This window comes from Brevibacillus sp. HB1.2, assembly GCF_013332495.1.
In the GTDB taxonomy this organism is placed as follows: Bacteria; Bacillota; Bacilli; order Brevibacillales; family Brevibacillaceae; genus Brevibacillus; species Brevibacillus porteri.
Genome location: NZ_JABMIU010000009.1, coordinates 73,828 through 95,831, shown reverse-complemented (window position 1 = coordinate 95,831; position 22,004 = coordinate 73,828). Strand labels below are relative to the sequence as shown.

19 protein-coding genes are annotated in these 22,004 nt (G+C 49.5%); 8 read left to right on the top strand and 11 right to left on the bottom strand.

The features are described 5' to 3' along the window. Positions 1-68: 68 nt before the first annotated feature. Together HPY28_RS19985 and HPY28_RS19980 are read left to right on the top strand one after the other, a co-directional pair. The gene (locus HPY28_RS19985) at positions 69-893 is read left to right on the top strand and encodes an aldo/keto reductase (RefSeq protein WP_017250489.1); all 825 of its coding nucleotides are present in this window, start codon (positions 69-71) and stop codon (positions 891-893) included. Positions 894-1,079: 186 nt separating this feature from the next. Continuing rightward, a complete protein-coding gene (locus tag HPY28_RS19980; RefSeq protein ID WP_017250488.1) occupies positions 1,080-1,826 on the top strand; it encodes an IclR family transcriptional regulator in 747 nt (248 codons plus the stop codon). 71 nt (positions 1,827-1,897) lie between these two features. Here HPY28_RS19980 and HPY28_RS19975 read toward each other — a convergent pair whose 3' ends face one another. Beyond that, positions 1,898-2,863 (bottom strand): NAD(P)-dependent alcohol dehydrogenase, encoded by a 966-nt coding sequence (locus HPY28_RS19975; RefSeq protein WP_173623690.1) that lies wholly within the window; start codon positions 2,861-2,863, stop codon positions 1,898-1,900. A gap of 181 nt (positions 2,864-3,044) precedes the next feature. On the opposite strand from HPY28_RS19975, the gene HPY28_RS19970 reads away from it, so the two are divergent. The 3 genes from HPY28_RS19970 (at position 3,045) to uvrA (ending at position 6,907) form a co-directional block, all read left to right on the top strand. Next, positions 3,045-3,677 carry a TetR/AcrR family transcriptional regulator gene (locus HPY28_RS19970; protein ID WP_017250486.1) on the top strand — a complete coding sequence of 211 codons (633 nt, stop codon included), beginning with the start codon at positions 3,045-3,047 and terminating at the stop codon, positions 3,675-3,677. Positions 3,678-3,686: 9 nt separating this feature from the next. Continuing rightward, positions 3,687-4,190 carry a DUF4188 domain-containing protein gene (locus HPY28_RS19965; protein ID WP_017250485.1) on the top strand — a complete coding sequence of 168 codons (504 nt, stop codon included), beginning with the start codon at positions 3,687-3,689 and terminating at the stop codon, positions 4,188-4,190. A gap of 275 nt (positions 4,191-4,465) precedes the next feature. Then, the gene (gene uvrA / locus HPY28_RS19960) at positions 4,466-6,907 is read left to right on the top strand and encodes an excinuclease ABC subunit UvrA (protein ID WP_174231246.1); all 2,442 of its coding nucleotides are present in this window, start codon (positions 4,466-4,468) and stop codon (positions 6,905-6,907) included. 60 nt (positions 6,908-6,967) lie between these two features. Here the strand turns inward: uvrA and HPY28_RS19955 are convergent, their stop codons facing one another. From HPY28_RS19955 to acnA, 5 genes are all read right to left on the bottom strand, one after another. Continuing rightward, a complete protein-coding gene (locus tag HPY28_RS19955; RefSeq protein WP_017250483.1) occupies positions 6,968-7,291 on the bottom strand; it encodes a DUF3892 domain-containing protein in 324 nt (107 codons plus the stop codon). Between the two features lie 71 nt (positions 7,292-7,362). Further along, positions 7,363-8,169 carry a DUF2785 domain-containing protein gene (locus HPY28_RS19950; RefSeq protein ID WP_017250482.1) on the bottom strand — a complete coding sequence of 269 codons (807 nt, stop codon included), beginning with the start codon at positions 8,167-8,169 and terminating at the stop codon, positions 7,363-7,365. 112 nt (positions 8,170-8,281) lie between these two features. Then, a complete protein-coding gene (locus tag HPY28_RS19945) occupies positions 8,282-9,874 on the bottom strand; it encodes an alkaline phosphatase family protein (RefSeq protein WP_174231245.1) in 1,593 nt (530 codons plus the stop codon). A 79-nt stretch (positions 9,875-9,953) separates the two neighbouring features. Beyond that, entirely contained in the window at positions 9,954-11,135 is a 1,182-nt protein-coding gene (gene alr, locus HPY28_RS19940; RefSeq protein WP_174231244.1) for an alanine racemase, read from the bottom strand. Between the two features lie 238 nt (positions 11,136-11,373). Continuing rightward, a complete protein-coding gene (gene acnA, locus HPY28_RS19935) occupies positions 11,374-14,103 on the bottom strand; it encodes an aconitate hydratase AcnA (protein WP_017250479.1) in 2,730 nt (909 codons plus the stop codon). Between the two features lie 287 nt (positions 14,104-14,390). Between acnA and HPY28_RS19930 the strand changes: the two genes are divergently transcribed. From HPY28_RS19930 to HPY28_RS19920, 3 genes are read left to right on the top strand one after another with little or no spacing between them, the layout of a single operon-like run. Further along, the gene (locus tag HPY28_RS19930) at positions 14,391-16,148 is read left to right on the top strand and encodes an ABC transporter ATP-binding protein (RefSeq protein ID WP_174231243.1); all 1,758 of its coding nucleotides are present in this window, start codon (positions 14,391-14,393) and stop codon (positions 16,146-16,148) included. A 3-nt stretch (positions 16,149-16,151) separates the two neighbouring features. Continuing rightward, positions 16,152-16,826, top strand: coding sequence for a response regulator transcription factor (locus HPY28_RS19925; RefSeq protein WP_069847628.1), 675 nt, complete (start codon positions 16,152-16,154; stop codon positions 16,824-16,826). Beyond that, positions 16,823-17,905 (top strand): sensor histidine kinase, encoded by a 1,083-nt coding sequence (locus tag HPY28_RS19920; protein ID WP_174231242.1) that lies wholly within the window; start codon positions 16,823-16,825, stop codon positions 17,903-17,905. Before HPY28_RS19925 ends, HPY28_RS19920 begins: the two co-directional genes overlap by 4 nt. A gap of 36 nt (positions 17,906-17,941) precedes the next feature. Here HPY28_RS19920 and HPY28_RS19915 read toward each other — a convergent pair whose 3' ends face one another. The 5 genes from HPY28_RS19915 to HPY28_RS19895 form a co-directional block, all read right to left on the bottom strand. Continuing rightward, the gene (locus HPY28_RS19915) at positions 17,942-18,967 is read right to left on the bottom strand and encodes a ThiF family adenylyltransferase (protein WP_017250475.1); all 1,026 of its coding nucleotides are present in this window, start codon (positions 18,965-18,967) and stop codon (positions 17,942-17,944) included. Between the two features lie 4 nt (positions 18,968-18,971). Then, positions 18,972-19,679 (bottom strand): molybdenum cofactor biosynthesis protein, encoded by a 708-nt coding sequence (locus HPY28_RS19910; protein ID WP_017250474.1) that lies wholly within the window; start codon positions 19,677-19,679, stop codon positions 18,972-18,974. Positions 19,680-19,782: 103 nt separating this feature from the next. Next, entirely contained in the window at positions 19,783-20,601 is an 819-nt protein-coding gene (locus HPY28_RS19905; RefSeq protein WP_174231241.1) for an SPL family radical SAM protein, read from the bottom strand. A gap of 12 nt (positions 20,602-20,613) precedes the next feature. Beyond that, complete coding sequence (locus HPY28_RS19900; RefSeq protein ID WP_173623685.1) at positions 20,614-21,327, bottom strand: 2OG-Fe(II) oxygenase; 714 nt, start codon at positions 21,325-21,327, stop codon at positions 20,614-20,616. Continuing rightward, positions 21,320-21,859, bottom strand: coding sequence for a methylated-DNA--[protein]-cysteine S-methyltransferase (locus HPY28_RS19895; RefSeq protein WP_173623684.1), 540 nt, complete (start codon positions 21,857-21,859; stop codon positions 21,320-21,322). The genes HPY28_RS19900 and HPY28_RS19895 overlap by 8 nt, the downstream gene beginning before the upstream one ends. Positions 21,860-22,004 lie beyond the last annotated feature (145 nt).

Genomic DNA, 22,004 nt, shown 5'->3' with positions numbered 1-22,004 from the left:
TTCATTCTGTATTTATGCTACACTTTCTTAATGTAAGTACATATCAGCGTTAGACGGGAGGAGATCCAATGGCAACACATATCACAGATCATTCCGTTTTGAACAACGGGGTGAAGATGCCCTGGCTGGGTCTGGGTGTCTGGAAGGCAAAAGACGGAAACGAAACGTTGGCCGTCCGTTCCGCGATTGAGGCGGGCTATCGCAGTATAGACACAGCAGCCATCTACGGTAACGAAGCCGGCGTAGGCGAAGGAATCCGTCAAGCCGGGATTGATCGCGATCAATTGTTCATCACGACCAAGGTGTGGAATGCGGATCAAGGCTACGAGTCAACGCTGAAGGCTTTTGATGAAAGTATGAAAAAATTGGGTATCGATACGCTGGATTTGTACCTGATTCACTGGCCCGTAAAAGGCAAGTACGTAGATACATGGAGGGCTTTGGAAAAGCTGTACCGCGATGGATATGTACGTGCGATTGGCGTCAGTAATTTTCATAGCCACCACCTCGAGGATTTACGCCAACATAGCGAGATCATTCCGGTTGTCAACCAAGTCGAGTATCATCCATTGCTTACCCAAAAAGAATTGCATGCGTATTGCAAAGAGCACCATATTCAACTAGAAGCATGGAGCCCGTTGATGCAAGGAAACCTCGATCATCCTCTCTTGGTGGAATTGGGACAAAAATATGGCAAGTCTCCTGCACAAATTGTGCTTCGCTGGGATTTGGAAAACCAAGTGGTCACGATTCCGAAGTCGATCACACCAGAGCGGATTCGCCAGAACGCAGATGTTTTTGACTTCTCCCTCAGTGCAGAGGATGTAGAAAAAATCACTGCCGTAAATGACAACAAGCGGTTTGGGCCAGACCCAGATAACTTTGATTTTTAAAGGGACAACGATAAGGCATAAAAGGGGAGCCGCAACAGGTCGGCTACCCTTTTTTCATTCCTGTCTTGGAGTGGACCTTGGATTCGCTCTTTACTATGCTTTATTTTTTCGTATACTGAAAAGTAGCATATTCGTTTCATCAGACGAAACGATCGGAACAAAGTAGGAAGCAGGTGTCAAACACTTATGGAAGAAGAACAAAAAGCAAACGTTCGGGCAGTCGATCGGGCTTTGGATATCCTGCTCTGTTTTACAGACGCTACGGACCTGGGCCTGAGTGAGATAGCGAGTCGACTCTCCTTGCATAAAAGTACCGTGCATCGTTTGCTGGCAACGCTGGAGAACAAAGGATTTCTGATACGTGATGTTCAGACGGAGAAGTATCGACTTGGGTTTCGGGTTTGGGAGTTATCCGCCAATTTGTCGCAAAACGATGATCCAGCGATTTTGCTGCTGCCGGAGATGGAGCGATTGCGGGATTTGGTGGAGGAAACAATCAGTCTGTACGTGCGGGATGGAAACGAGCGGATACGCGTACAGGCAGTCCAAAGCAAGCAGCCGATTCGCAGGGTGGCGCCAATCGGAGCGCGTATGCCACTCACGGTGGGGGCATCCAGCAAAGTACTTGTGGCATATGCAGAGCCTTTTATTTTGCAGGAAGTCATCAGCGACCCGAATTGGCCTGACTATGTGAACAAGGAGTCTTTTATTGAGCAATTGGATCAAATCAGGAAGCAAGGCTTCGCGACTAGCGTGGAGGAACGGGAGCTGGGGACAGCAGCCGTAGCCGTCCCGATATTCAACCGCAACGGACAATTGGTAGCGTCTATTGCGGCGTCGGGTCCTTCCAACCGCTTGACTCCTGAAAAAATGAGCCAATATGCGCCTTATATCATGGAAGCAGCCTATCGGATGGGGAAAATGATGAAATAACGAAGAAGCCAATCAAAACACAAAGAGAATGTGTTTTGATTGGCTTTATTTATTGAACGATCGATGCGTAATCATTGGCGCACGGTTAACACCACGTTGCCTTTCTTATGCCCCAGCTCCACATAAGAGTGGGCCTCCGCTGCTTGCTCTAGCGGATAAATGCGATCGATGACGGCACGCAGCTTGCCGGCCTCGATTAGCTCCTTTACATACCTCAAGTCGTCCGCGTTTTCGTTCGCGGTTCCACCAATCACCTTCTTACCACTCGTCATGTTCGTCCATAACCCGCGAACGATTGGCAAAGGGCTGAAATGGACCGCTCGCAGGTAGTAACCGTTCGGTGTCAGTCGCTCGACGCATGCCTGAAACGGACTCTTTCCGACCGTATCGAAAATGATATCGTAGACCGCAGTCTCGTCCTCGAAGTTTTCTTTTGTATAATCGATGATTCGGTCGGCCCCCAACGATCTTACCAGCTCCACATTCGATGTGCTGCATACTCCGGTCACTTCCGCACCGAAATACTTGGCGAGCTGTACCGCATACGTCCCGACACTGCCAGAAGCACCGTATATGAGCACACGCCTGCCGTGCTGGATATTGCCCTTCCGGAGAAATTGCAAGGCAGTATAGGCACCGACCGGAACCGCGGCTGCTTCCTCAAACGTCATGTTCGCAGGCTTCAGTGTAATACAACCGTTCTCAGGTAAGCATTTGTATTCGGCATACGCGCCGAAGCCGATTCCGCAGGCAGCATAGACGGCATCCCCCGGTTTAAACTGAGAAACGCCACTGCCCGTTGATTCGACCACTCCGGCTAATTCGAAGCCGAGAATCTTGATTTTCCTCGGCTTCCACAGACCATTGAACAGACGTGCCAGGAAAGGATCTGCCTTGCGTAAACGCCAATCCCCCGCTGCGGCAGTTGCAGCATAGACTTTGATTAATACCTCGTCGTCCTTCGGTACCGGTTTGGCGACATCCCGGAGCTGTAGGACATTGGGCGGCCCATATTGCTCGTATACGATCGCTTTCATCTCTTCGCCCTCCAATTAGCCTTGGTTGTTTTCCTATTTTATACGGAGTCATTTGATTAAAGTTTTCATTTTTTTGAATAGGAGAGCTGATTTTTTTGCTTACTTGAATAAAAAACTTTACTCAAGTTAATTTATATACTATTATAAATGTAAAGTGGAAATATGGAAAAAGGAGTTCAAGATGGCAGAAGCATTATCGCTACGCGAGAAAAAGAAAGCCAAAACTAAATTCGCCCTTCTGGACGCTGCCTTGGAGCTGATAGGCGACGGGAGCTTCCGAAATGTCCTAGTGGATGACATTTGCGAACGAGCAGAGGTGTCGAAGGTCACATTCTTTAAATTTTTCCCGCAAAAGGAAGAGCTCTTGATTTATTACATGAGCATATGGCAAGCAGAGTGCTTTGTTGAGTTGCGGAGTACAGGTAAGAGGGGATGGGAAGCCGTTCGGCATATTTTTGCCAAGGTTACATGCGATAGTGAGAAGCAACCTGGGATCATGCTTAGCCTTATCAGCTTTTTAGCCGAGCAAAAAATGCACCCGTGTGTCCCACTTTTATCTGATGCTGAATTGTATTTGCGCTTCCCCGAGGAAGAGGAGAGAGAAGCCATTCGAGCTACTGATCTGCATGAAATGTTGCAAACGTGCGTGCAAGAAGCAGCCGAAGATGGACAGCTTGCCCTTCACTTGTCGGAGGAAGAGGCTGTTATTTTGCTATTCTCGATCTTTTACGGAGCCTATCTGACTGCACATTTGTTTCATGTGTCTGATTATATGGCGTTTTACGAGTTGCACCTCAAATCTTTGATAAGGTAGGGGAGTCGGATGGCAAAAGTAGTTCCGGGGCGTTTTACAGCACAAATGGAAGGACCTTTCGTCGTATTTATCATCGGGATGCGAATCAATCGTAGGCTTGCGGTTCACAAATGGATGCCAGTAGCCAACGCCATGGGAGGCATGATGCGAGAGTTGTATCAGCACCCGGAGCTCGGACTGTTGGGTCACACTTCGCATTTTAATCTGCGTGAAATCACCCAAATCCAGTACTGGCGATCCTATGAGCACTTGGAAAATTACGCGAGAAAAAGCCACAATCATTTGAGCGCGTGGAAGAAGTTCAACCAAGCGGTAGGAACGGATGGAACGGTTGGGATTTTTCACGAGACGTACTTGGTTGATGCTGGAAAATACGAATGCCTTTATGGAAATATGCCTGTCTGGGGATTGGCCAAGGCAGGGGAGCATCTACCGGCAGTGGGAAAAAGGGAGACGGCACGCCGGCGTTTGGGCGGTGAGAACGAGCCAGCGGTTCCTTCTCCTACACTATAATAGCTTGTCGCAAACAAGCGGCCCTTTCTTCTTTTTAGAGCGATGCAGCATTGGACTGATTGTCCAACTGCTGCAAGGTCTAAGGAAGAGAGGGTCGTTTTGTTCGAGAAAAACATTAAAGCTCCATGACGTGATGCTTCGTCTTTCTAGCAGTAGTCAAAGGGTCGTTTTTGCAGTAACCTTGGCACTTGCATGAATGTTGTATAGTAGATCAAGCAGGTCGGTCTTCGTCAGCGAAAGGGACTGACATTTCAATCATGAAGGAGGTTTTTTGCATGAAAGACTTGATTCGCATTCGGGGAGCAAGAGAAAACAACTTGAAAAACATTTCTCTTGAGATTCCCAAGCATCGTCTCGTGGTGGTAACCGGACCATCTGGATCGGGTAAATCGACACTGGCACTTGATATTCTGCAACGAGAATGCCAACGACAATATATGGAGTCCAGTGGAATGTCATCTGAATCACTAGCGAAGCCTCGTGTGGATTCGATCGAGGGACTGTCTCCCTCCATTGCAATCAGTCAACATGTGACCAACCGTAATCCTCGATCAACAGTGGGAACCGTTACAGACATGTATACCTATCTGCGGACAGTCTATGAAAAGAAGGGGGAGAGACACTGCCAGAAGTGTCACACACCAATAGCACCTGCTGCCAATGGCAAAGAAACAGAAGCCGTTACGTGTCCGGTATGTGCCTATATTCATTTCCCTCTGACCAAAGCAGATTTTTCGTTTAATACGCCCCAAGGTGCTTGCCCGACTTGCAGTGGATTGGGGACGGTCGTCGATATTGATGTGGAAGCCGTGTTTGATGAAACAAAGAGCATTCGGGAAGGAGCTGTTACCTTTTGGTACGAGGCGATTAATGAATATCAGGCCAGCGTGATGGAGGCGGCAGGAAAACATTACGGCTTGTCGATGAATCTGCCTTTGAACGAGTACAACGAAGCGCAGTGGGATTTGCTCAAATATGGCGTGGAGAGCGAGGAGTTTTCTCGACACTTCCCTTCTGTTCAGCCTCCGAAAACGGTAGGAAAGGGAAGGTTTAAAGGTGTGATCACAGGGATGTGGCAACGCTATAAGGAAAAAGACGGACAATCGGGTGAAGCTGCTTACTTTCTGACCCAGCCTTGTCACGACTGCCATGGTGAGAGGTTAAAGGAGGAGAGTCGCCTCGTTACAGTCGAAGGGAGGACGCTGCCGAGCCTATCCAAGAGCTCATTGGAGGAGCTGGGGGATTGGGTGGAGAGTGTGCTTGTACGAGCTGTCCGTGAAGAAGACACGATTTTGGAGGCTGTCCTTCATGATTTGCTCATCAAGATCAGGCGCGTCATCCATGTGGGGCTGGGCTACTTGACCCTCGATCGACAGGCCATCTCTCTTTCTGGCGGTGAAGCACAGCGATTGCGGCTCGCTTCCATTCTCGGCTCTGGCTTGACTGGTGTACTTTATTTGCTGGATGAACCAACATCGGGATTACATCCAAAGGACACGGATGGACTCGTGAAGGTCATGAAGGAGCTGCGTGATTTGGGCAACACTGTGCTGCTCATCGAGCATGACCAACGAGTCATTCAAGAAGCGGATCACGTGATCGATGTAGGGCCAGGAGCAGGACGTTTTGGCGGCGAAATCGTCGGGCAAGGTTCGCTGAAAGAATTGCTGAACCAACCGCATTCTGTCACAGGTCGCTACTTGAAAGAACAGAGAGTGCTGTCGTCCAAAGAGCGCAAGGGAACAGGCGAGTGGATTAAGATTGAAGGGGCCACGTTGCACAATTTGCGGGATGTGACGGTATCGTTCCCACTGGGAAGGCTGGTAGCAGTTTCGGGTGTCTCTGGCTCGGGTAAATCGACACTCGTCTACGATTTGCTGGCAGCCGCTGCCGAGAAGCGAACGGGAAAAGCAGCAGGATGCCGCGCAATTACAGGACTCGAAGCCATTCAAAGCGTCATAACAGTGGATCAGTCGCCGCTATCACGCATGCAGCGCTCCAATGTCTCCACGTACGTCGACTTGTACACGCTCTTACGCAAAATATACGCTGCCTTGCCCGCAGCCAAAAAGCGTGGTTTGGATGCCAAACACTTTTCATTCAATACGCCGGGCGGAAGATGTGAGCGATGCGAGGGACTGGGGCGAGTGGAAGTGGACATGCACTTTCTATCCAACTTACAGGTCGTCTGCCCGGATTGTCGCGGAAAAAGATTTCGTTCAGAGGTCTTGGAGGTATCGTACCAAGGCTATTCCATTTCCGATATATTGATGCTTAGTATTGAGGAGAGCCTCTCCCTGTTCAGCGAGCAAAAGAAGATGACGCAATTGCTGACCCTGCTGTGTGAGGTAGGACTCGGCTACTTGCAATGGGGGCAGTCCGTGACGACCTTGTCCGGTGGTGAAGGACAACGGTTGAAGCTGGCTAGGGAGCTGAGTGCATCTTCTACAGGGCATACGCTGTACTTACTGGATGAGCCATCGACAGGACTGCATCCAATTGACGTCGAGAAGCTCCATGTCCTCTTGAGCAAATTGGTCGACGCCGGAAATACCGTATTTATGGTCGAGCACAACACAGAATTGATCGCCGCTTCTGACTGGGTGATTGATATGGGACCTGGAGGTGGTAGTTCTGGAGGGAACGTGGTTGCGAGCGGGACACCAAAAGAAGTGGCGGCCACGAAAGAGTCGATTACCGGAAAGTTTATCCACTAATCCAATACGCGTCGATACAAAAAGGTCGCCCCGATTCTGCTGTGGGCGACCTTTTTTCCGTCAAAAGTCAGGTAGACGATCCAAATTGTTTTCCTTGATTCCGTCTGGCTCACTCCGCAGAATGTCTCTCCCATACTTGTGAAACACGTCTACATGAGCCAGCTTGCCAGCCTTTGCATCGTTGAGTGCGGTGATATAGTCGAGCTCACGGCCTGTGTCTGTTTTAAAGGCGATCAAGTCTCCATCGTCGTTTTTCCTGACAGCCACGATTTGCTCTTTTCCTGTATTCGTCAGTGGGCTGTTATCTCCATTTTCCTGGATCGCCTGTTGTTCTCCAGCATTTTTGTAGGCCTCATAAATTTGTTCAAAGCTCCGTTGATCCATGCATCATCCCTCCTCATCAGTAGGGTGCCTAAAACAAAGGAGAACATGCATTCGTTTTTTGCTTTCGGGGACTATGCTCGCTGTGCACTAAGAGGAAGTAAGGTCGCTGCTATCCGCTTATATTTTTCCTGGTCGTGGATGCGATAGTACAGGCTCCGCAAAAAGTTTTTCGCATTGATTCGCCCCGTGTACGCTTCGATTGAATAGCTACTATCTAAACGATTCGCAAAACTCCGAACCCATCCATCGATATCATCCAAGGAGAGTTCATCACGATTCCAGACAGAAAGGACAGCAGTCACCAGGCGCTCATCTTCTTCGTGCGCATAAACTGATTTCGCCCCTATGATTGTTTCGCGGATGACTCCGAGAATTTGCTTCAGGTCAGTCTGATCCAGTTCACTGCATTGGGCCAGGTCATCGAGAGCGTCAGCAGCATGAGCGGTAGCATGTGCCCAGCCCTTTTCTTCCACATAGCCTCGCAGGTCTGTTTCTTGCCGTATGTAAGCGAAAAGTTTGTCTTTCACGTAAAGGATCGCTTCTTTGGCGAGAAAAGGATGATTCCGATGCAGGATCAGGATAAGGGGGAGCAATAAAACGGAAAAGGAGCGCGTGAATACCGAGTCAGTCCCATTTTCACCTATGCGATAAAATAAATGCTGGTCGTCGAGTGCAATCGCTAGCAGCTCTTGTAGCTGTTCAGGGGAGAGCACACCTTCCTCTATCCAATGAGAAAACGTGGAATAGATGAGCTCATCACGCAGTTGGGGATCGGCTGAACCGATGTGCGTAACCATTTCGAGCGCGAGTTCAAAAGCATGTGGCGGCGCCAGAAAGCTATTCGCCCGAATCGCGAGCAAGGTTTCTTTTAATGACATCTTCTCAGCTCCTTTATTTTCCTAATTTTACAACATTGCTGGAGACGGTGAAATAAAAAGAGAAGAGGGCAGATTTACCGATACCTGCCCTTTTTTGTAAAAGCTGATTTGCTCATTCGGTTGTCAGACGCAGAAGCCAGTCTTTCAAGTCGACGATACGCAAAGTTTGGGGCCCCGTGGTGGTCCCGGTTACCAGGAGGGGAACGAGTGAATCCACCTCGTGCAAGGAACCGTGTGCCGCTCCGCCGATATGGGTGGGAGAACTTTCGGTAATGAGCTCATGCCCTGGCTGAACAGTAACGACCACATATCTGCCTTCATGCGAATTCATCGCACCGTAGAGCCTCGCCAAAACGTCCGGATATTTCCCATACGTGATCCGGTTCTTGTTCATGGTCAGATCGAGCAGACGCGGATCGCCGCTGAAGGTCCATGTTTGCCCATATGGATCGGTAAAGGGACCGTTTGGTTGATAGCTAAACTCTCGGTTGATTTTGCCTGCTGTAACGATAATCTTTTTGTCTTCCTTTCTTGCAAGGATGTCCAGCTTTGGTTCACGCTGCAAACGTTTTACGATATCGGATAACGGAATACGTGAGTCCAGGGCATAAATATAGGCCATCCGTTCGTTGGCCGAAATCACGATTTGGTCAGAAGGGGTGACAGGCTGACTGATTTTGGCTATTTGATAGTCGGTCAGTAAGCTGCGCAAGTCAATGGTAGCGGCCTTGCGATCATCCAGAACAGCACTCTGGGCACTGTCTCCCATGACGATCCACCGCGCTTCTTTGATTGCCTTGTCCCAAGATCCAAATGCATCGAGTACGGCTTGAAGCGCTTTATCCGCTTTTTCAATCCCTTTGATCGTAGCGGGGCCCTTCTTATGTACTTCCATATCATTTTCCGGCAAGTAGGCGATGGTAAGAGGGGGGAGCTTCTTGTTGGCGATGAGATAGGCAGCCTCCTGCGCGGAAAACTCATCATTCATCCCGTATTTTCGCCAAATGCGCTTTTCACTCTTTTGATTCGGATCCAGCTGGGCAAATGCTGCATACGACATCAGTTTTGGTCCGGTCACATTCAGTTCGCCAGGCAATCGCGTGCCGAAATCAATGAGACGGGGGATTTGTAAGGCGTGCGGCGTTGTGCCTCGCCATAGAATAGCATTGATGGAAGCGGTATCCTTGCCTTTTTCCGCCAACTCTTCATGGATGGTTTTCGTATCTCGATTGAGCTGGACCAGGTTCAATTGATGAAGGATATCTAGCAGCACTTGTGGCTGATCGATCTTCAGACCTTCTTTGGGACCATACCCGTAATAAATCATCCGCTTTTCCTTGTTGCTGAACCAGGATAATCCCGGTACATGATGCTCATTGGCATACGTTCCTGTAAGGAGCGTGCTGTCGATAGTTACCGACATGGTGGGAAAAGAACTCACAACTTGCGGGTAATAGCGCCCGTTTGCAAGCAAATAACCTAAAGCAGGAGCGCGACCTTGCCGGATCGCTTCTTGAAGTGGTTTGTCCATTAACGAATCAATGAGAATGAGCAGGACAGGCTTTTGCGATTCATTTCTCTCAGCTGAGGGTTGAGCCTTAAGGCTATGCTGACGGATTTGAGAGGCTGAGTCTGGCTTGCAGCTGATCACAGTCAGACTCAGCGCCAACAGGAGAAGGATGGCGTATGTGAATCGCGACTTCATGTTTCCATTCCTTTTTTGTGAATTTGGTTTTCCCTATTTTTTGTTTTCGCGGAAAAATTATTCACCAAGGCTGCCTCATTTAACCTTCCGGCAACAGATGAGAGATCTCGACAACCACCCCTTTTTCCAAAAACAAGCGAGGGATGCGATTACTGAGGGTGGCAACGACTTCATAGTTGATCGTCCCGAGCATTTCGGCAATCTCATCGACAGTAATCTCGCGGTTTCCTTGCTTGCCGTAAATCACGACCTCATCGCCTTGCTTTCCAATGCCTTCTCCCAAGCTGACCATCATCTGATCCATCGTCACTCGCCCTGCGATCGGCAACCGTCTGCCTCGATACAGAACAAATCCCCGGTTAGAGAGTGCGCGCGAATAACCATCGGCATAACCGATTGGAATCGTCCCGATGACCTCTCCGCGCTTTGCTATGTATGTAGCACCATAACTGATCGTATACGGTGGCGTCAGCATGGTCTTTACATAGGAGAAGCGCGATTTCAAGCTGAGCGCCGGAACGAGCTTGACGCGATTGAGTTGTCGGATATAAGCGGACGGATACAGCCCATACATGCCGATTCCGAGGCGGATCATATCGGCGCTGAATGCGGGAAAAGCAATGGTAGCAGCGGTGTTGCACATGTGTACGGTCGGAAGCTCGAACCCTTTTTCCTTCAGATAACGAAGATATTGAACAAACAACTCGTGTTGCGCTTTGGTCAATGTGTGATCGGGTTCATCCGCAGTGGAAAAATGAGTGAAGATTCCTGTCCATGCAAGGGAAGAGCTTGACGTTAAGGCCTTCACGACTGAAAGCAACCCAGATCTTGTCCGTACGCCCAAACGTCCCATACCTGTATCGATGTTGATATGGATGTTCAGACGATTGGAGAAAGCTGTTGATTTGACAATTTTATCGGCTTTTTTGATCCAATCAGTCTGGAAGGCAGACAGCTCAATATTCCAGGCGACCGCCTCTTTGACACGTGAAAGAGGAGTGAATCCCAGCACGAGTATAGGGGCTACAATTCCTGCCTTTCGTAAGACGATACCTTCTTCCAGAATGGCGACAGCGAGGGAAGTAGCCCCGTATTCGAGGGCATGGCGGGCTACTCCAACAGAACCATGGCCATAGGCATTCGCTTTTACAACCGCCATGATTTTCGTCTGTTTAGGAATATGCCGACGTATCGCTCGAATGTTTTTCTTGATGGCATCGAGATTTACCTCAATCCAGGTTTCGCGAAACAACTGTTTCATCACGAATCCCTCCCTTTTTCTGGGAAACGGTTCCCTCTTCCATGCGTATTCACCGTATCTTCCACTTAAGCGTGGCCTACCGGGAAGAGATAACAAAAAGCAGGCCATGTGTAGAGTGGCCTGCAAACGACAACCATGTGTCTGGCTGGAAACGTAAAAAGAGCAGACTGCCGAATACTCGGAGTCTGCCCTTTTCGTTGGGTGGGTGCTGATACGAACTTATTTTTTAATCGTTTGCTTACGCAGTTACTGGTTTACCTTCATCCAGCAATTGACGCAGAACCGTTTGCAGGATACCACCATTGCGGTAGTAGTCTACGTCTACCATGGAATCGAGGCGCACGATTGCTTCGAATTCGAAAGTGCTGCCGTCTTTCTTAGTAGCTTCTACTTTTACGCGTTGGCCAGGTTGAACATCATCGGAGAGGCCTACAATGTTGAAGGACTCAGTACCGTCGATGCCGAGGGACTTCCAGCTTTGGTCACCAGCGAATTGCAGAGGCAGAACGCCCATACCAACCAGGTTAGCACGGTGGATACGCTCGAAGCTCTCAGCGATAACCGCTTTGATACCCAAGAGGAATGTACCTTTTGCTGCCCAGTCACGGGAAGAACCAGTACCGTACTCTTTACCAGCCAGTACAACGAGTGGAGTACCGTCTGCTTGATACTTCATGGAAGCATCGTAGATGGACATTACTTCGTCAGTTGGCAAGTATTTGGTTACGCCGCCCTCAGTTCCAGGAGCTACTTGGTTGCGGATACGGATGTTTGCAAATGTACCGCGCATCATTACATCGTGGCTACCACGACGAGCACCGTAGGAGTTGAAGTCTTTGCGCTCTACGCCGTTTGCTTGCAGATACAGACCTGCTGGGCTAGTTGGCGAGATGTTACCAGCTGGGGAGATATGGTCAGTTGTCACAGAATCACCGAAGAGTGCGATCGTGTTCGCTGCTTTGATGTCTGCGATTTTAGCGATTTCTCCAGCCAGGTTTTGGAAGAATGGCGGCTCTTGGATGTACGTGGATTTTTCATCCCACTCGTACAGGTCGCCAGTTGGAACGTCGATTTTGTTCCAAGCTTCGTTTTGCGTGAACACTTGGCCGTACTCAGCGCGGAACAGAGCAGGATTCATAGCTTTGTCCATTGCAGCTGCGATCTCTTGTGGAGAAGGCCAGATGTCTTTCAAGAATACAGGTTGACCGTCTTTGCCAGTACCGATTGGCTCTGTAGTCAGGTCGATATCTACAGTACCTGCCAGTGCATAGGCGATAACCAATGGAGGAGAAGCGAGGTAGTTCGCTTTTACCTGTGCATGGATACGGCCTTCGAAGTTACGGTTACCGGAGAGTACCGCTGCAACTGTCAGATCTTCGTCAGCGATTGCTTTGCTGGTTTCCTCTGGCAATGGACCGGAGTTACCGATGCAAGTGGTGCAACCATAACCTACTACGTTGAATCCGATAGCATCCAAGGAGTCGATCAGACCAGCGTCAGTCAGGTATTGCGTAACTACGCGGGAACCTGGAGCCAGGGAGCTTTTTACGAAAGCAGGCTTTTTCAGGCCTTTTTCCACAGCTTTTTTCGCCAGGATACCTGCACCCAGCATTACGCTAGGATTTGATGTATTGGTACAGGAAGTGATCGCTGCGATAACAACTGCACCTGTTTTCAGCGTAGCTGTTTCACCGTTTGCATAAGCAACTGGTGCGCTAGCTGCGATTTTCTCTTCAGAGAGACCAAATCCGCCTTTGTCGATCGGCGTACGCAAGCTGTTATTGAAGGATTCCTTCATAGCAGTCAGTTCTACGCGGTCTTGAGGACGTTTTGGACCAGCCAAGCTAGGTACGACAGTGGACAGATCCAGTTCCAATGTTTCGGAGAATACTGGGTCAACAGTCTCGTCAGTACGGAAGAGGCCTTGTGCTTTGGTGTAAGTTTCAACCAAGGAGATGAGGTCTTCTTCACGACCAGTTTGACGCATGTAGTTGAGTGTCTCAGCATCTACTGGGAAGAAGCCCATTGTAGCGCCGTACTCAGGTGCCATGTTCGCTACGGTAGCGCGGTCAGCCAGCGAGATGTTGGACAGGCCTGGTCCGTAGAACTCCACGAATTTACCTACAACGCCTTTTTTACGCAGCATTTGCGTAACAGTCAGAGCGAGGTCAGTTGCAGTTGCACCAGCATTCAGTGTGCCAGTCAGTTTGAAACCAACTACTTCTGGCGTTACGAAATACAGAGGTTGGCCGAGCATTCCTGCTTCTGCCTCGATACCACCAACACCCCATCCAAGAACACCAAGACCGTTGATCATAGTGGTGTGGGAGTCAGTACCTACCAGAGAGTCAGGGAAAGCAACCAATTCGCCATCAACTTCGCGAGTAGCGATTACAGTAGCGAGGTACTCCAAGTTTACTTGGTGAACGATACCAGTAGCTGGAGGAACCGCACGGAAATTGTCAAACGCAGTTTGTGCCCAACGCAGGAAGCGGTAGCGCTCTTGGTTGCGTTCGAATTCCAATTTCATGTTGTTGTCCAGAGCGGACGCGTTACCGAAATCGTCAACCATGACGGAGTGGTCGATAACGAGGTCAACTGGAACCAATGGGTTGATTCGTTTTGGATCTCCACCAGCGCGTTTCATCGCGATGCGCATTGCTGCCAAGTCAACTACAGCTGGTACACCAGTGAAGTCTTGCAGTACGATACGAGCAGGCATGAGAGGTACTTCTTGGTTTTCGTCGCGGCCTTTTGTCCAGGTCGCCAATTGTTGTACGTGTTCTTTCGTGATTGCACGGCCGTCGAACTGACGAACAGCAGCCTCGAGCAGAACTTTAATGGAGAACGGCAGTTTGGAAACATCGCCCAAACCTTGTTCTTCCAACCCTTGCAGGCGATAGTAAGCAAAAGACTTGTCGCCTACTTGCAGGGATGACTTTACTTTGTAAGCATCTTTGTTAGCCAATGTATACAACCTCCCTATAATAACTTGGAGTTTCACCAGGTGAAACGTTGTTTCGTTTCTTCATTACGAACCTATTATATACGATTTGTTTCCCGGCTTCTACCCCAAATTCATCATTATTATACAAAAATCATAGGTAAAGAAAATTGGATCACGAACGTCTTCTTATTAGAAAGAAGAAAATTGCACGCACTTCAATTATTATCCCGTTTATATTTCGTTTACATTCATGCAGTATCTTATCTCTTGCAAGAGAAATGAGTGGAGAAAAAGGGGAGAAATAACGAATGGAACAGACCAATCGCGTAGCGAAATGGGGAAACTGGAGGCCTTTCTTTCGATTAATTAAGGAAACAAAACCATCCAAGCTAAAAATCGGTGTCGCATTGTTCATGAGCATCGCCACCACACTGGTTACTTTAGTGATTCCGCTCTTTACAAAAGACTTGGTCGACAGCTTTTCCTTAGCTACGATCACGGCAGGACAAATTGTGCTTTTGGTCGTCGCTTTTGTTGCACAAGCCATTGCGGGAGGGCTGTCCATCTACTTATTAAACCATGTTGGCGAAAGTGTGGTAGCTTCGCTCCGTGAACGACTCTGGAAAAAGCTTCTCGTCCTGCCGATCTCTTATTATGACAACAACCGGACAGGTGAGACGATCAGTCGAATGACCAACGATACGGGCGTCGTGAAAAGCCTGATCAGTGATCAATTATCCAGCTTTTTCACCGGATTGATCACGATTGTTGGTTCCGTCGTGACGTTGCTATACCTCGATTGGCAAATGACCTTAACGATGCTCGTTGCTGTTCCGTTGTGCATGGGGATTCTCCTGCCGCTTGGCAGCCAAATGTACAAAATTTCAAAAGGATTGCAAGATGAGACTGCGAGCTTTACAACGATCATGAATCAGGTGCTTCAGGAGATGCGGCTCGTAAAATCCTCCAATGCCGAGGTGTACGAATTGGGGATGGGGACAAAGGCAATCGGAAACCTGTTCCGATTCGGGTTGAGAGAAGGAAGAGTCCAAGCCATCATTGGACCGTTAATGTCCTTTATCCTGATGGTGCTGCTCGTGGTTGTCATCGGCTATGGCGGCATGCGGGTGTCCTCGGGAGCATTGACAGCTGGTGAGCTGGTCGCGTTTATTTTGTATCTGGTGCAAATTGTCATACCGCTGGGGCAATTCACACAGTTTTTCACCTCCTTGCAAAAGGCCATGGGGGCAACAGAGAGAATCATTGCGACACTGGAAGCAGAGGAAGAAGATCTTCTGGCAGGACGGACCCTTGATAACGCAGGGCTGCCGATTCATGTGAATCATGTTAGCTTCGCGTATGAGAACGGGGAAACGATTCTTGACGATGTCAGCTTTACGATTGGGGCCGGAAAAGTAAATGCGATTGTCGGGCCGAGCGGCAGCGGCAAAACGACGTTGTTTTCAATGGTCGAAAGGTATTATCAGCCACTGAATGGAGAAATCAGGCTGGGCAATGATCCCATCACGGATTTTTCCTTGAAGTCATGGAGAAGTCAAATCGGATACGTATCCCAGGAAAGTCCTTTGATCGCCGGAACCATCCGAGAAAATATTTGCTACGGGATTTCACGGACGATTAGCGAGGAGGAACTGAAGGAGGCGGCAAAGATGGCCTATGCGGATCAATTTATTGAGGAATTGCCGAATGGCTATGAAACAGAAGTAGGGGAGCGAGGCATGAAGCTATCGGGTGGACAGCGCCAACGAATCGGCATTGCCCGTGCACTGCTTCGTGACCCGCAAATCTTGATGCTGGATGAAGCGACCTCTAGCTTGGACAGCAATTCCGAGATGATCGTCCAGAAGGCGTTGCAAAATTTGATGAAGGGACGTACCACCCTCGTGATAGCCCATCGCTTGTCGACTGTGGTGGAAGCAGATCAAATCATCTTTTTGGAAAAGGGAAAAATCACAGGGATGGGTACACATGAAGAGCTTTTTCAAACCCATGCGATGTACCGCGAATTGGCTAGTCAGCAATTGCTCGTAAAAGAGAGGGTGTAGAACGTGACCACAATTATGGTAGTCGACGACGATCCGCATATTCGCGAGCTCGTCAGCGTCTTTTTGCGCAATGAAGGCTTTACGATAGTGGAAGCCGCAGACGGACAGGAGGCACTGGACAAACTAGAGTCGGTTCAGGCACAACTGGTGATTCTTGACATTATGATGCCGAACATGGATGGCTGGGAGCTGTGCCGAAAGCTTCGCAAGCATTACGATTTTCCCTTACTCATGCTGACTGCCAAGGGAGAGACATCACAAAAAATCAAAGGCTTCGAGCTAGGGACAGACGATTATTTGGTGAAGCCGTTTGATCCGCAGGAGCTGGTCGTCCGGGTAAAAGCGCTGCTCAAGCGTTACCGGATTGCCGCTTCGCATCAGGTTCAAGCAGGAAAACTGCTGCTTGATCGTAAAACGTTTGCAGTCGCCAGTGGCACGAAAACATGGAGCATTCCACTAAAGGAGTTCGAGCTGCTGTTCAAACTGGCCAGCTATCCCGGGCAGACCATCTCCCGCGAGCAGCTGATCGAACAAATATGGGGCTATGATTTTGAAGGCAATGAGCGTACGGTAGACGTGCACATCAACCGATTGCGGGAGCGATTTCCGGAAGCGATGTACGGCTTTTTGATCCGGACAGTCCGGGGACTTGGTTATCGTTTGGAGATCGTCGTATGAAAAAGAGGAGGCCAGAACGTCCCCATGTTTTGCTGAAAATCGCAGGCGTAGTGGGCTTATGTGCTGTTTTTGCTTTGTGCGGGCTAGGTGCATACGGGATTACCTCTCTCTTTTATGGCTATATGGACTATGATCCCCATGATCTTGTAAAAACGTTGGTCAATTCAGTTTTGAGCTGCATCCTGTTTATTGGGGTAGGCATGATCATTTCTTTCTTCACCATGCCAAGACATCGGGGCAGGTTTCAACCATTGATTGATGCGCTCAGACGGATCGCCATGGGGGATTTTCGGGTCAATCTCGATATCAAGCTGGCGCATGAATGGGGGGAGTTGGTGGAGGGCATCAACCACGTGGCGGAGCAATTAAACGAGATGGAGAAGCTGCGGCAGGAGTTCATCTCCAATGTTTCCCACGAAATTCAATCGCCCTTGACGTCGATCAGCGGGTTTGCTCGCGCCCTGCATAATGAAAGACTGAGCCCAGAAGATCGTAAACGTTACTTGGAGATTATCGAGTCGGAAAGCAAGCGCCTGTCCAAGATCAGTGACAACCTGCTTAAACTCACTGCGCTAGAGGGCATCCAGCATGATTTAGAGCGGAAGCGGTATCGGCTGGACACGCAACTACGCGCAATCATCCTCGCATGCGAGCCGCAATGGATGGCGAAAGAGATTGAAATGGACATAGACTTGGAAAAAGTCGAAATCGTCGCCGACGAAGATATGCTGAACCAAGTCTGGACTAACTTGCTTGGCAACAGCATCAAATTCACGGAGGCAGGCGGGAAAATTAACGTAAAGCTGGAGAGGGTAAACGGAGACGTACTCGTGAAAATAATCGACTCGGGAATCGGGATATCCAAGGAAAATCAGGAGCGCATTTTCGAAAGGTTTTTCAAGGCGGACCCATCGCGGAACCGAGCCAATTCGGGCAGTGGCCTGGGACTGGCAATCGTGAAAAAAATAATCGATTTGCATCAGGCCACGATCGTCGTTGAGAGTGAAGTAGGGATTGGTACCACGTTTACGATTACATTTGTTCAAACAGATAAAAAAGCTGCCCCTTCGTCCGGATGACGGTCTGGGACAGCTTATTTTCATTACGGGTACCAGTTACGCGCCGATATACTTGGCATGGAGCGAACGTGCTAGGCTGATGTCATCTGTGCCTTGCACGAGGACACGACCATCCGGGAAAATGACGAGCGTGTATGTATCGACACGGAAACGCAGCAAAAATTTGTTTTGCTCGATTTGTCCCAAAGGGGAGAGTCTATCAGCCAATGCGTTCAGATCAAGTGTCAAGGCAGCGGCGGGCGAGATTTGTACGGTGTCTCGACCGCAAAGCGAAACAGCTTGTCCATCCTGGGTATCCGGCTGCAAAAACGAAAATTGCTTGTGCCCACATGTCGGACAGTCGTCTCGGCGGGCATTGACCACCTTGATTTGCTGATGGCGGTTATGCCAAATCTCAAAGTGCTCCAAATTCGGATTAAGCTCATCCGTTGCATCAACTAACAGCTTGAATGCTTCTGTTGCCTGATAGGAGGCGACGATGTGAATGATTGGTCCGATGACGCCAGCCGTGTCACAGGTAGGCATCTCACCCGGGTTTGGTGCTTCAGGGAAAAGGCAGCGTAAGCAAGGCGTGATCCCTGGACGAATCGCGGTAAATGTTCCAGTCGCACTCACAGCGCCACCGTACACCCACGGAATACTATGCTTAACGCAAACATCGTTCACGAGATATCTCACCTGAAAATTATCCGTCGCATCCAGAACGAGATCGACATCTGCCAGCAATTCCTCCGCATTATAAGCGGTAAGGTCTGCGACAATCGGTTCGATCGTGACAGCTGAATTGATCTTTGTCAGCTTGGCGTGAGCGGCGATTGCTTTTGGCAAATGCTCGGCTGCATCGGATTCGTCGTAGAGCATTTGACGCTGCAGGTTGCTCGGCTCGACGAAGTCGCGGTCAATGATGCGGACAAAACCTACTCCAGCACGGACCATATGATTGGAGAGAACAGTTCCAAGTGCTCCCATGCCGACGATCGCTACGCGGCTTTGCCCCAATTTTTCCTGTCCACTGCGCCCGATCGGATGAAACAATGTCTGACGGGAATAGCGAGTATCCAAGGCGTTACTCCACCTTTCCTTCTGGCATCGCAAGCGGATTCCACGGTCCTTGCTGATGTCCCTTCCATTCGCTTCCATCTTCCCACATTTCTTTTTTCCAAATGGGAACGATCTCTTTGAGTCGCTCAATGGCGTAACGGCCTGCTTCAAACGATTCATTTCGATGCGCTGTTGCAACGGCACAAACAACCGCAATTTCTTCTACAGCCAAGTTACCGATACGATGGTGCATCGCGACTTGCGCTCCCGGCCAGCGTTCCTCGATCTCTGCTGCGACCTGCTTCATTTTTTCAACAGCCATAGGGGCATATGCTTCATAGGACAAATACACGGTGCGCTGACCATGGGTAAATTCCCGAACAGTTCCGACAAAAGTAAGGATTGCGCCTGCATGCGGGTTGCTCACCAGACGAACCAACTTGTCCGCAGAAATGGGCTCCTCGGTAATGGCGAAGCGCGGGTCTTCTTCTCCGCCGCTTACAGGAGGTAACAGGGCAATCTCGTCGTCGGCTGAAATGACCTGATTTTTCGCCGCATATTCATGATTGATGGAGACAAAGCAACTGCCCAAAAGCGCAGAGAGCGCAGGATATTCTCTTTCCACTGCTTGCAGTAGGTCGCTGACGGTCGCGCCTTCAGATAGGGTCAACTGTACTTCCCGGGCATTCGCACGTTCAGCGAGTCCGGCAAATAACAAGATCGTAATGGTCAAGACAATTCCTCATTTCCCTGGATGATACTACACTCTAGGCTAGACGATATCATAAACTGATCAAAGTTGCCAATGAATGGGGTGTTTCAATCAGCGGTTGATTCTAAGGAGCGAAGCCTTCCTGACTCAAATAGATCTGGTTCGGGGGAAAAATACGTAATAGCCGATCATAGACGATCCGATAGGCGGTAGGATCATACCATTTTTCTAGTCCAAGCTGTTCATAGAGAGCAGGAATGCCGTTTCTTTTCGTTCGTTTACCGCCGCTGCCATCTCCCATATAAAAGTCGTCGACACAGACACGTGTTACCAAGGGGCGCAAAATCTCCGGGAATGACTCACTGCTAGGCAAAACAGGGGCAATGGTTGCTTGTGTAGGGATGCCTGCTTCCGCCAAACGCTGGAGTGTTTTAAGCCGCGCTTGAATGGGGGGAGCTTGTGGGCTAAAGTGCCTGCGAATCTCCTCCAAATCGGTCTCGACGGTCATGCTGACGCGGACGCGATCACCCAGCAGGAGTAACAAATCGGCATCCCGCCAAACCAAGGGACTTCTCGTCTGCACCAGCAAAAAATCGGGTGGATGCTCTACCATGACTTCGAGTAAAGACCTCGTTACCTTTTCCGTTTGTTCGATGGGCTGGTACGGGTCTGTACTCGAAGACATGAAGATGGTTACCTTTCCTTTTTTCTTAGCCCGTATTAACTCCTTGCGCAATAAATCGGCTGCTTGCTGCTTAATGTCAACCCATGTGCCCCATTGCTCGTTGCGAAACAAAGAGACAGGCATTTGCCGAACATAGCAATAAGAGCAGGCGAAAGAACAGCCCGTATACGGATTGAGCGAGTGGGTGTAATCCGCAAGAAATCCGCTTCCTTTATTGAGGAGGGTTTTCGGCATTTTATAGGAAAGGATGCTCTTCATATTATGCGTTCCTCACTTTGCATCATGAAAAATAATTCCGAGGCTGTAGCGCTTTCCTGAGGTAATCGTGCTGACACCGTGGCGCAGCGTGTTTTTATAGAAGCCTCGCGTTCCCTGCACAGGACGATAGGATGTCGGGAAAATCAGTCCAGCGCCTTGGTCCAAGGTTATCACATGTCCCCGGCTCTGCGCGCGCGGCCGTTGCTCCATCAGCAGAAATTCTCCGCCAGTGTAGTCCTTCTCCTTCTGATTCAAGGCAAACACGACTTGAAACGGGAAGAACACCTCGCCGTACATATCCTGATGTAAACAATTGTAGCCACCCGTTTCGTATTTCAAAATCAATGGAGTAGAGCGCAGCTGCCCCTGGTCGTGACATTGCGCCAAAAAATCAGGGAGGGTAGCAGGATAAATAGCTTCACGTCCAAGCATTTCGAGCCACCGATTCGCAGTCTGCGCAAGCATCGGATAAAAGCCTTCGCGAAGCTCCTGCAAAAGTGAGGGAAGGGGAGCCTGATAATAACGATACTCCCCTTCACCGAAACGGTACCGTGCCATCTGGATCGTATTGCGAAAAAGATCATCCTGTCCATACGAAGCGATTAATTCTTCGCACGCATTCGAGCCTATTAAGGAAGGAAAAGCTGCATACCCTTGTTCGTCCAACTTCTGTTGCAGGGAATGCCAGTCAAGTGCAGCGATCCTTTCTGTCAGTGAACTAGCCATGCTTCACACCCCGATTCGACTTTTGCTCCAGATCAAGCAGAGTTGTCTTCATGGGCAGTCCTCCACGATAGCCAGTCAGTGAACCGTTTTTACCGACAACGCGGTGGCAGGGGACTGTAATGAGAACCGGATTGGCACCGATTGCTGCACCGACTGCACGAACAGCAGCAGGCTTTTCAATGATGTTTGCAATGTCGGTGTACGATGCCGTTTGACCGTATGGGATTTGACGGAGTGCTTCCCAGACAGCGAGCTGAAAAGGCGTTCCAGAGAGGTCGCAATTCATGGAAAAGTGCTCGCGCGTTCCTTGCATATATTCCATCAGTTCTGTTGCAAAAGGCTTTAGCCATGGGTCGTCTTGCACCAGTGCACTTTGTGGGCGATGCTTTTCAACCCACGCTTCCAATTCAGCAAAAGGCTGGTTGACTGAGCCGACATAACAAAGTCCGGCAGCCGTTGCAGCCAAATAAATAGTCCAATCACCATGCACAAGCATTGACCAACGTACCGTCTGATCCTTCATCGTTTCCATTTCCATACGCCTCCTTTGAGCTGTGTACGCACAGTATACCTCCAGCACCTGTTCTTCGTACGTTTTTGGGAGTGGATGAGCAAGATAACGAAACGATGTCCTCTACATTCCCATTGCTTTTAACCAGCGGCGGGAGTAAGGTAGG